Raw genomic sequence first — 11,062 nt, 5'->3', positions numbered from 1 at the left:
GATGAGCTGTGGCGGGCGCTGCGCTCCGGCAAGGGCATGGTCGACCGCGTCGACGCCCTCACCCGGCTGAACAGGAGTGTCGGTGTCGGGCAGGTCATGATCTCCCACACCATGTCCGACCTGCTGGCCCTCCCGGCGGAGGAAGACAGGATGAAAGCCCGCGGCTTTGTTGAACGTTCCGGCATGGTCATTTGCGCAGGGCTCCCGGCTTCTGAGATGCCGCTGTTGACCGCTGCGATCCCGCTGTCACGGCAGGAACAGCAGAAGCTCATCTCGTGGCAGGACCCGCCCGCCTGGGATTCCCGCGGCGGTGACGTCGAACCCCCGGGCCGGGGAAAGTTCCTGATCAAGGTCGGCGGCCGCCCAGGCATCCCCGTGACCATCGGTTTAACCTCCATCGAAGCCTCCCTGAACGACACAAACCGCCTCTGGCATGCACCGGCAGAAACGCTGCTGGATGCGGCCGCTCCAATCCGGGAAGAAGGTGCGGCATGAGTGCCCCGAACCTCAAGGGAACAGGCCTCGGCGACGCCCTGGGGATTTGGCTCGCCATCGGCGCCGCCGCCATCTTCGGCGGCGGCACCTGGGTCGCCGCTCACCTCGGGTCCTGGATGGCTGGCCTCGCCGCCCCGCCGGCGCACCCGATTGACCTGGTCGCCGGGTTGGCCAAGGGCCGGGTGCCCTGGCCTGACCAAGCAACTGTGGTGGCCTGCGTGCTGGCCGGTGTCCTGATCGCGCTGGTGGTGACGGTGCTGGTGGTCCGGTCCCGGACCGCGAGCAAACGCACCCGGGTGGACAAGGCAGCGGTGTACATGGGCCGGGGCAAGGACCTGAACCACCTCTCGACCAAGGGCGCCACGGCCACGGCCGTGCGCCTTGGTGTGGAAAATTCGACCGGTGTCCGCCTTGGACGCAGCGTGGCCGGGAAGCGTCCGCTCTGGGCATCGTGGGAGGACATGCTGATCCTCATCGCCGGGCCCCGCACGATGAAGACCACCTCCTACGCCGTCCCCGCCATCCTTGACGCGCCCGGCGCGGTGATCGCCACGTCGAACAAACGCGACATCGTCGACGTCACCCGCCCCATCCGCTCCGAGGCCGGGCAGGTGTGGGTCTTTGACCCGCAGGCCGTTGCCGAGGAAGAACCATCGTGGTGGTGGAACCCGCTCTCCTACGTGAAGAACGAAGCCACCGCAGGAAACATGGCCTCCCACTTCGCCGCCGGCTCCCGGGAACCCGGAACAAAACCCGACGCCTACTTCGACCCGGCCGGACAAAACCTGCTCAAAGCCCTCCTGCTCGCCGCCTCACTCAGCGCCGCCCCGATCACACAGGTGTACACCTGGCTGACCCGCCCGCACGACGAAGCACCCGCTGACATCCTCCGCACCGCCGGCTTTGACCTGCTGGCTGACATGGTCATCGGCCACATCAGGGAACCGGAAAAGCAGCGGGCCGGCGTCTACGGCACCGCCCGGCAAATGGTCTCCTGCCTCACCGACCGGGACGTCAGCCAATGGGTCACCCCAACACCAGGCACAACCGTCGACACCGACCCCCGTCCACAATTCGTCCCCGAAGACTTCGTCCGCGGCAAAGGCACGCTCTACAGCCTCTCCCGCGAAGGCGTCGGAACCGCAGGCCCCCTGGTCACCGCCCTGACCGTCGCCGTCGTCGAAGCTGCCGAAAAGTACGCCACCTCCCAACCCGGCGGGCGCCTCGCAACCCCGCTGCTGGGAATCCTCGATGAAGCGGCAAACGTCTGCAGGTGGAAAGCCCTGCCGGACCAATACAGCCACTACGGCTCCCGCGGCATCATCCTCATGACCATCCTGCAGTCATGGTCCCAGGGCGTGGAAGTCTGGAACCTCGAAGGAATGCGGAAACTCTGGTCAGCATCCAACGTCAAAATCTACGGCGGCGGCGTCTCCGAAGTCGGCTACCTCGACGAACTCTCCCGCCTCATCGGCCAATACAGCTACATCAACGTCTCCCGCAGCCACAGCAGAAACGGATCCTCCTCCTCCCGGCAGGAAAGCAAAGACGAAATCCTCTCGGTTGCCGACCTGACAGCGCTGCCACGGTTCCGGGCCATCCTGCTCGCCTCCGGTGCCCCGGCCACCATGATCGAAACGATCCCCTGGATGAACGGGCCCCACGCCCAAAAGGTCAAAGACTCCCTCGCAGCCAAGGAAAAAATTGCGCGCGCCCCTGTGGCTGTTGCCGCCCACAATCCATGGACCGATGGAGACAAGGCGTGAGTGAAGAGTTCGCGGACGCCTTCGGAGACGAAGAAGAGCAGTCCCCAGCCGGCGAGCACAGCCAGGCTGAGCCCGAACCGGAACTGGTTTACTCCAACGCCGTGGAGTTCTTCGCTGACCTCTTGGCCCAGTCCTACGTCCGGGAAGTCAACGAAGGCGCCGCCTCCGCGTGGTGCCCCGAGTGGTACAAACATCCCGAAGCCCTCATCCGGATGGAAGCCATCTGGCGGGCCTGGGAACACCTACGGCTGGAGCCTGCTCTCGGGGTCAGCACCTGGTGGCTGAACCACGCCGACCCACACATGCGCATCCTCATGGACAAAGAAGGCCCCTTCAAAAAATGCGCCTACGACGGACACAAAACCCCCGCCCCGGGCAAAACCGCCCTTCCCCACAAAACCCCCGAAGCAGGAATCTTCGACTAGCAAGGACTGCCCTCCACTGCACGCTTGGAAGCAGTGCTTCTACACTGCTCGCCTAAAATCACTTTCCGCGCCCTCTTCCTCGCGGAGCCGCCCGCCCTCATTCGGGATGCTGGCGCCCGCCGGCGTGCAGTAACGCGACGAAGGGCGCGGCCGCGGTTCGTGCCATCCTGAGGGTATGGCGCGAACCTGGTTATCGGTGACGGTGGAACTGCTCGGTGGTCGTGGTGAGGAGCTGTGGCCCTGGCCGGGGCGAGTCTTCGCGGTTGGACAGTCGCACACCTTCTTGGATCTCGCCAACGCCATCAACGATGCCTTCGCCCGTTGGGACCGCTCGCACCTGTCCATGTTCACCCTGAACGACGGCCGGGTAATCACGGACCAAGAGACGGGAGCTGAGATGGCCGGATCCGGCGGTGGGCCGATCATCACAGCTATCGACATCGCGACCGCCAAGGTCGCCCGGACGCTGGGGCCGGGATCTGAGTTTCAGTTCATGTTTGACCTTGGTGACGCTTGGATGCACCGGTGCGTGGTCGAGGAGACGAAGGTCGACCCGCTGGAGGTATTGGGTATCCGCCCTGATTTCCCTCTGCCCTACTGGGGCTGGGGCAGCATCCCGGACCAATACGGGCGCCGGTGGTCCACTGATGACGGGGAGAGCCGGGTCCCGGCGAAACCGGGCGAACCGCATCCGATGCTGCTGCACGCATGGCCCGCCCAGGTCTCGGTGCCGAGGCTCGACCTGCCCGAAATGCGTGAAGCCATCGCGGCAGCAGACGCGGCCCGTTTCCTCGCAGCCCTGACCGGACGCGACATCGATGACACCCTCCAGCAGGTGGGGGCCGGCATACCGATGGCCTTAGAGCACAGGCGCCGGGAAGCCGAACCCGTGGCACTGTCGGTCATCAACCGGCTGACCCGGCGCGGCTGCGCCGGTGACCAGGTGCTCGCCGAGGACCTGCTGGCATCCCTGCGCCGCGTGCCGCTGACCGGCAGGGTGGTTCCCGTGGACCTCGACATGCTCAGCATCATCTTGGAAGGGGACCCCGATCTGTCCACCGGCGGCTACCTCGACCTGCACACCGGGCAGGTGTACGACGAGGCCGCCACTGACCCGATGATCGTAGGGCAGGACACCGCGATCGACGTAGAGGATGAACCGGACCGATGGCTTCGGCTGAACCGCACGGGTTCCGGGAACGGCTGGCAGGACATGGCAGCTTTCGCAGACAGGCAGCACGAGGAAGCCCTCCGAGAGCGACTGGAGCGGGCGATCGAGGGCAAAGGCGCCTTCTTCCGGTTCCGGGAAATCGTCCACGACGAGAACCTCAGCGAACACTGGTACGCCTTCTCTACCGACCGGCAGATGGGCCGTGCTCGCGAATACCTCGCTGACAACGGCATCCACGTGGGCTGACCCGGGCTCGGCCGGTTGATCCCTTCGACGTGCGGACCTACCCACATGAATGGCCACCCGGAAATTCGGGAGGGCTTTACTGTCACGCCAGGGCCAGTGTCGGGTACGGTGAACCCGGCACACTGGACAACATTCAGAGCACCCCTTGGTCGGGGGAGCGGGCAAGGAATCTCATGGCCGGTAACGAGCACACCCGCGGCAAAGAAGTGGATGGTGGCACCCGGCCAGAGGAGCACGACGAGATCAGCGACGCCCTCCAGTGGATGCGCCTGACCTATGCCCTCGACTACGCCGCCCGCCCCGACTCCTGGGAACGGCCCGAAGACTACCCGCAGTCATGGAGCATTCGCGCCTACATCGACGCTGACATCCTCGAACCCGACTACGACACCTTCGACGCCGACGCCCAAGGCCGGGTCACCGTCGCCGAAGCCAGCGTCCACCTCGTCCCGGACGTTGGCAGCGTCAACCTCTTCGACACCTTGGACGCCCACAGCGCTGACCTGTCCCGATTCGCCGAAGCGTTCATCGTCGCCGGATCCGAGCCCAGTCAGCTCAGCGTCGAGGGCGAACCGGTCCTAGAAGGCGATCTGATGATCGTGTCCTGGGTGAGCGTCCAGCCGCGGTTCCGTGGGCACCGGGCCGGGCACCAAATATTCAAGGCTATCCTCGGAGCAATCGGCCGCGGTACCGTCGTCACCGTCCTCCACGCGGCACCCGGGCTCAAGGACGATACGGATGAAGGATCCCTGAAACACCGGAGGGAATGCCGCGCCCTTGCCAAGTACTGGGGCGAACTCGGATTCCGGCCACTGGACGGCAACATAATGGTCCTGACCTACGAGGACATGCTCGCCATGCTCGAGGACGAGGACCAGGAGGACACCGATTTCAACCTCGACGAGCTGCGTGATGTGCCGCTAATGCAGCTCTCCCAAGAGCAGCGCGACGCGGTGTTTAGGAACCTCCGAACCAAACTCGACGAATTGCCCTGACGCCAGGAGTCCAAGGCACAAAGGTGGGACTAGAAGCTGTCCATAGTTGTGGTCAATCCGGGTTATCCACAGCTGGAATTGGGAGCCCTGAGGATAGCTCCCTTCGCAGCAGTAGCGGTGGATAACCCATCAGGATTGTCCCCGAGTGTGGGCAGCGGAACCAATTGTCCAGACGGTTTCTGGACAATTGGGCAACAGGCTGTTGCCCAATTGCGTCCCTGCCCCGCGCAAGCTCCTCAGCGGGGCTGGCTGTCAGATTTGAATCTAAGACAGAAGGGTGGGGGAGTGTAAGAACCGCTCTGAAGACCCTATTCTGACGCCCTTTTTTCTTGCTGCTGACGTCAGGTTGGGGTGTGCCCGCGGACACCACATGTGGGGGCTCAAATTGCATGCCATCCCTTTTAGAACGCCGCCACGCTTCAGGGGTGGCGGAGTGGCGGGCCGAGATGATTTTGGACGGCAAAGCTAGTCAGCAGGGATGGATGATGGTGACTCCCATTTCAGAGCGGTCCTTGGACATCGACAGGAGGGCTTCCGGCACCTGATGAAGTTGTAGACGACGTTCTATGAGGGCTTGCGGCATCAGTGTCCCTGACTTCACCAGGTCCAACAATCCTTCGTAGCCGCGAGCAGGCATTCCGTGGCTACCGAGGATTGCGAGTTCCTTGGCTATGACAGCGCCCATTGGAATTATCGGGTCGTTTGGGAACAGGCCCATTTGAACGTGTCTGCCTCGCGGTGCAAGGGAGAGGATTCCAACAGCCGACGTTTCCTCACGTCCAAGTGCGTCCATGGAAGCCTGAATTCCTCCAGGTGCGGCAGATTGGATTGCGGCGAGCACTTCATTTCGGGAAAGGCCGGAGGAGTTTCACGGTCTTTACATCACCGAGACGGGCGGCCCTGGCCAGGGCGGTTTCATCGATATCCACAGCGACTACGTTTGCGCCAAGCGCGAGGCCAATCATCACTGCACTTAGGCCTACTCCTCCACAGCTGACTACCAGGAGAGTTTCACCGGGCGTTAATCTGTATCTGGTGCTTTAACCCACGGTATGCGGTTGCGAAGCGGCAGCCCAGAAGGGCTGCTGCACCACTGTCCACGGTGGCAGGTATGGCTATCAGGTTGTTATCCGCATTGTGGAGGGCTACAAGCTCTGCGTAGGAGCCCCAGTGCGTGAAGCCTGGTTGAGTCTGATTGCGGCAGACCTGACCGTTGCCGGCCATACATTCCGGGCATTCCCGCATGCACAGACGAATGGGGTGGTCACTCTCTGGCCAACGGCGAAACGCTTGACGTCTTGGCCGATGGAAACGATGGTTCCTACCAGTTCATGGCCCGGCACGTGCGGAAGCGAGATGCCGTCGTCATGTCCCAGCCCACCCATGGACGTCACTGCGGCAAAGCCCAGTGGCTTCTACGCGAACAACTACGCCCTTTCGGCTAGGGATTGGGTCGGGCACCTCGCGCAGCTCGGGCCGGGACCCGAATGCATCAAAGTAGATGGCGTGCATGGAAGCTCCTTAGGCCTAATCAGTTTCAGGGCAGGTGCAAAAGTGGCAGTCCGCGTCGGGGCAATCATCATCGGAGATGGTAGTTGGAGCGAGTGATGTCCAGTTCCTTGGGGTGGTCCGGAGTGGAGCAAGGCTGGGCGCGGTCATTTCTGTCCTTTCATATTGGCTGGTTATGCTCTTACCGGCCGTGGGCTGGTTGCATCTAAGGGTGGTTGTGCCGAGCCGCTAGTCTTCAGCCCGTATTTCCTGCGCTATTTCGGCGGCGCGGACTGCTGCTGCTGCTGCCCCTTTGGTAATGATGTCCACGAACTTGTGCGTCTCGATTGTTGCGATGGCCCTCTCAGTTGTTCCATTGGGACTCGTTACTGCACGACGGAGGGCCTCGGGGCTCGATTGGCTTTGTTCTAAAAGGGTTCCTGCTCCGATAACGGTTTGCCGTGCGAGGACAGCGGCGGTCTCCGGGTCGATGCCGAGACTGCGGGCCGCGCTGGCCATTGCTTCTGTCAGGTAGAAAACATAGGCCGGTCCTGATCCACTGATGGCAGAGACTGCATCCTGCAGTGCTTCTGGGATCTCGATCACCACGCCCGAGGCTTCGAAAATCTCGGCAGCCTGCTGAACGTGTTCGGCCGTGGCGTACTCTCCACCTGTAAGGCCTACTACCCCGCGGCCAACCTTGAGTGGTGTGTTTGGCATGGCACGGACGAGTGGTTGGCGGGGTGGGAGTTCTTTCTGTACGTAGTCGAGGGATGTCGCTGCCGCCACAGTTATAACAAGAGTTTTGGGACTGAGAGCTCCGGCGATCACGCGTGCCAGTGAAGCGATGCCGTAGGGCTTTGTGCCCAGAATAACGATTGAGGCGTCTTGTGCAGCTTCGATATTGGCGAACGGATTTTCAGCTGTTGATGTCGCAACGATGCCGTGGGTTGCCTGCAGTTGTGCAGCCCTGGCCGCCGTCCTCGTGGTGGCCACCACTGTCGGATGGGTGGTGCTCGACGAGAGCAGGACGGTCATGATGGCTTCCCCCATAGACCCGCAGCCCAAAAAGGCAATTTTCATATCGTTTACTCCGGTGTTCTTGGTGTCGTACTTTGAAACAGGTCAGCGAGGAGTCGGACGCCAAATCCGGTGCCCCCCTTACTCGTTAGGCCGTAGGGCTCCGCAGCCCATGCGGGGCCAGCAATATCCAGATGTGCCCAAGGAATCCCATCGGGAACGAATGCACGAAGAAACATGGCGGCAGTCAGTGCTCGAGCGTTTGCTGTCCCCGGGAAGTTCTTGTAATCGGCTATGTCGGACTTCAGTTGCTCGCTGAGGTATCCGGGCATGGGCAGCGCCCAGACGGGTTCGTTAGAAGACTCTGCGGCTTGTCGGACCAGTTCCTCGAGATGCTTGTCGTTGCTCATCAGTCCGGCGGTTCTTTCACCCAAGGCGCGGACTGCGGCGTTGGTTAACGTAGCGAGGTCAATTATGGCAGCCGGACCTTCTTCTGCGGCATAGGCAAGGGCGTCCGCGACGATAACTCTTCCCTCGAAGTCTGTGTTGAGTATTTCTACTGTGTGTCCCGACCGCATCGTTACAACATCACCTGGCCGTGCCGCGCCCGGGCCCGGGAGGTTTTCGACGAGTGGAATGTAAGCCTTCACATGAAGCTTCGGGGCCAGTAGTGGAAGGAGAGTCATAGCTTCGAAAACTGCAGCAGCCCCAGCCATGTCGTGCTTCATTCCGATCATGTCGTCCGCGCTCTTTAAAGAAAGCCCACCAGAATCGAAGGTCACTCCCTTGCCGACGAGGCTAAGATCAGGCTTCGCATGGATACCTTCATGGGTGACCTCTACCAGCAGGGAGGGCTCCTTTGATCCGCCCCCTATAGCCAGAATTCCTCCAAATCCGAGCGAAACCAGCTCGTTCTGGTTCCGCACGCGAACGGTAAGACCGTGCTCTTTGCCAGTACGCTCGCAGTAACGGGCAAAGCCGGCAGGAGTAAGGACATTTGCAGGGGAGTTGACGAGTTGGCGGGCGCGCAAGGTGGCGTGCCCGATTGCCAGCCCCAGAGACCAAGGCCCGGTTTGATGATCTGGACCCAGCCACCGAGTGTCCCCGGCTTCACTGGAGCCGAGAATAGCCCCTTCTGCGATGATTTGGGCGATTTTTCCCGACGATAGAGCCAAAGCGGAAAGCGCTTCAAAGTCCCAAGTAGCGGACTCAACGTGCTTGAGCACCTGCGATGCCAGTGCGGCAGCCTCCCGCAAGGAAGCGGCGTCAACCTCATGCGCTGGCCCGAGTCCTACAAGGAGGACAGGAACTCCATTATCAGCGGTCAGGAGGGTCTGCCCTGCACAACCCAGGAACCCCGACACTGCCCATAATGCATCCTGCCCACCGTCCCTCTGTGGACCGAATACAGGGCGACAAAGACATTCAATGCTCACGGCGATCCTTTCAGGCCTGGACTACCACAGTGCCATGTCACACGATACACTCGGAGCATGGTGTATGTCACAGGCTTGATGGATAGAGGGAGAATCACATGATCCGGACCGTATTGACCCTTCGGGTAGACCCTGAGCGCTTGGAAGATGTCCTGACCATGTACAGGGATGAGGACATTCTGCAGTTCTCCCTGGACCACTCAGACGCGTTGGCATCGGAGCTATCGGTCGCCTCGGATGGCTCGGGAGAAATTATTGTTACGGCCTTGTGGCCTAGCGAGGCAGCATATGAGGGCTGGCTGAACCACCCTTCCCGGAAGGAGTCCGCCCCCCGCCTTGCCCAGCTGCTGAAGGGAGCGGCGGAAGTGGGTCCAGGGCGGATCTTTGAGGTGGACCACGCCGTAAGCAAGATTCCGTCCACGCCTAATGTTTCGGGCCAGTAAATTCTCGATCGAGAGCAACCGAAACCATTGCATGAAGCAAGGGATATGTGACATGGTACATATCATCAGAGACGGAAAGTTCCGTCGATCCAACTTGGAGGCAGTAGTGGAAAGCATTCGATTGGCAGCAGCGGGCGGTTGCATGGCTTTGGGCCTGGTCGTGTCCGGTTGCGCAGGAGGCAGCGGTTCAGAGGGTTCCGGCGATGGTGCCGAGAAGAAGTCTTTGAAGGTGGCGGTCTTGGCAGCTTCAGCCCAGAACGGCTACAACCAGGCCGTTTTCCAAGGCGTGAAGGAAGGTGCAGAGAGGCTCGGCCTTACCGTAGACGCCCAGATCCTCGACGGACAGTTCGACGCAAACACGCAGTTGTCGCAGCTTCAGAATGCTACGACCACCGGTGGATATGACGGCATCATCGTTGTACCCCAGGACGGCCCGGTCCTCGGTGCGGCATTCCCGCTGGCGCAGTCGATTCCCGTGGTATCAGTCCTGAACCCCATCGGTTCCGACATCGAAATGATGGAACCCCAGGTCGAGGGGGTCGTTTCCACTGTCGCGGTCGCTCCCAGCGTGGCAGCAAAGAAGCAGGCCGAGCAGGTAGTTGAGTACTGCAAGGATAAAAGCCCTTGCAAGGTAGGCGTTGTGGTCGGCCTGTTGAACTCCCCGCTTGATGTGGCCCGTAGTAACGCCTATAAGGACGTTCTGTCCAAGCACTCGAACATCCAGATCGTAGGAACGGTCGAGGGCTCCTACGACCGGGACAAGTCACTGAGTGCGGTTTCTAACATGCTGCAGGGCAATAAGGACATCAACGCCATCCTAAGTAATGCAGACCAGCAGACTCTCGGCGCCCAGATCGCCCTTGAAAACGCCGGCATCAGCCCCTCTAGCGTTTTCCTCACGGGCGGCGGCGGGACCAAGGAAGCAGTCAAAGCTGTTCGTGACGGACTCTGGACATCCGACTACCTGAACTTCCCCGTATCGATGGGTGCAGCTGCTATAGAACAGCTGAGCAACGCCATCAACGGCAAGGACGTCAAAGCCGTTGTTGACGCAGACACTCTTGGCCCAATCGATCCATATGCCTACAAGGAAGATCTGGACAAGGCACCCGACTTTACAGGTGAGTGGAACGGCTAATGCTGTCTGAGGACAATCCCGAAGGCTTCGTCGACCTCAAAGGGGTCAGCAAGAGGTTCGGCGGAACCCTGGCTCTCGATAACGTCAGCCTCTCGCTCCGTCCTGGTGAAATCCATGCACTTGTCGGCGAAAACGGTGCCGGAAAGTCCACGGTTGGCAAAGTGATCGCCGGGATCTATCAGCAGGACGGTGGGGAGCTGCTTGTAGACGGGAAGCCGGTATCCAAATGGAATCCGTCACGGGCGCAAAAAGAGGCCATCGTAATGATTGCCCAGGAACTTGCCTTGGTTCCTGACCTGACCGTGGAGGAGAACGTATTCCTGGGCGTCGAGGAGCACAGGGTCGGTATTGCCCGCCGGAATCTGACCCAACGCTTTGGCGAACTGGAAAGCATGGTCGGCTTTGGGCTTGATCCGAAAGCAAAAGTTCGGAATCTGCG

9 protein-coding genes and 2 pseudogenes are annotated in these 11,062 nt (G+C 61.2%); 8 read left to right on the top strand and 3 right to left on the bottom strand.

What is annotated here, in order from left to right; all coding sequences use genetic code 11:
* The 5 genes and pseudogenes from BS38_RS27510 to BS38_RS26615 all read left to right on the top strand — a co-directional run.
* Window positions 1-495: pseudogene (locus tag BS38_RS27510) on the top strand (ATP/GTP-binding protein); the annotation flags it as partial.
* A complete protein-coding gene (locus tag BS38_RS0123775; RefSeq protein ID WP_028272990.1) occupies window positions 492-2,261 on the top strand; it encodes a type IV secretory system conjugative DNA transfer family protein in 1,770 nt (589 codons plus the stop codon). The pseudogene BS38_RS27510 and the gene BS38_RS0123775, both read left to right, overlap by 4 nt.
* Window positions 2,258-2,686, top strand: a complete 429-nt coding sequence (locus BS38_RS0123770; RefSeq protein WP_028272989.1) for a DUF4913 domain-containing protein — start codon at window positions 2,258-2,260, stop codon at window positions 2,684-2,686. The genes BS38_RS0123775 and BS38_RS0123770 overlap by 4 nt, the downstream gene beginning before the upstream one ends.
* Window positions 2,687-2,861: 175 nt before the next feature.
* Window positions 2,862-4,103, top strand: a complete 1,242-nt coding sequence (locus tag BS38_RS0123765; RefSeq protein ID WP_012311508.1) for a UPF0158 family protein — start codon at window positions 2,862-2,864, stop codon at window positions 4,101-4,103.
* A gap of 173 nt (window positions 4,104-4,276) precedes the next feature.
* Complete coding sequence (locus BS38_RS26615; RefSeq protein WP_012311507.1) at window positions 4,277-5,098, top strand: hypothetical protein; 822 nt, start codon at window positions 4,277-4,279, stop codon at window positions 5,096-5,098.
* A 469-nt stretch (window positions 5,099-5,567) separates the two neighbouring features.
* Here BS38_RS26615 and BS38_RS28040 read toward each other — a convergent pair.
* From BS38_RS28040 to BS38_RS26335, 3 genes and pseudogenes are all read right to left on the bottom strand, one after another.
* Window positions 5,568-6,610, bottom strand: a pseudogene (locus tag BS38_RS28040) (alcohol dehydrogenase catalytic domain-containing protein).
* Window positions 6,611-6,835: 225 nt separating this feature from the next.
* Window positions 6,836-7,669, bottom strand: coding sequence for a pyrroline-5-carboxylate reductase (gene proC, locus BS38_RS0123745; RefSeq protein ID WP_028272987.1), 834 nt, complete (start codon window positions 7,667-7,669; stop codon window positions 6,836-6,838).
* Between the two features lie 5 nt (window positions 7,670-7,674).
* Window positions 7,675-8,970 carry a M17 family metallopeptidase gene (locus BS38_RS26335; protein WP_051629137.1) on the bottom strand — a complete coding sequence of 432 codons (1,296 nt, stop codon included), beginning with the start codon at window positions 8,968-8,970 and terminating at the stop codon, window positions 7,675-7,677.
* Window positions 8,971-9,140: 170 nt separating this feature from the next.
* Between BS38_RS26335 and BS38_RS28035 the strand changes: the two genes are divergently transcribed.
* The 3 genes from BS38_RS28035 to BS38_RS26330 form a co-directional block, all read left to right on the top strand.
* Window positions 9,141-9,485: an antibiotic biosynthesis monooxygenase gene (locus BS38_RS28035; protein WP_028272986.1), complete on the top strand. Its 345-nt coding sequence runs from the start codon at window positions 9,141-9,143 to the stop codon at window positions 9,483-9,485.
* 52 nt (window positions 9,486-9,537) lie between these two features.
* Window positions 9,538-10,623 carry a sugar ABC transporter substrate-binding protein gene (locus BS38_RS0123730; RefSeq protein ID WP_197025032.1) on the top strand — a complete coding sequence of 362 codons (1,086 nt, stop codon included), beginning with the start codon at window positions 9,538-9,540 and terminating at the stop codon, window positions 10,621-10,623.
* The coding region (locus BS38_RS26330) for an ATP-binding cassette domain-containing protein (protein WP_043439946.1) at window positions 10,623-11,062 on the top strand (440 nt) is incomplete at its 3' end. The genes BS38_RS0123730 and BS38_RS26330, both read left to right, overlap by 1 nt.

It is taken from the genome of Arthrobacter sp. UNC362MFTsu5.1 (genome assembly GCF_000685965.1).
Lineage (GTDB): Bacteria > Actinomycetota > Actinomycetes > Actinomycetales > Micrococcaceae > Arthrobacter.
The sequence above is the reverse complement of the archived record's forward strand: the minus strand, read 5'-3'. Positions and strand labels throughout refer to the sequence as shown.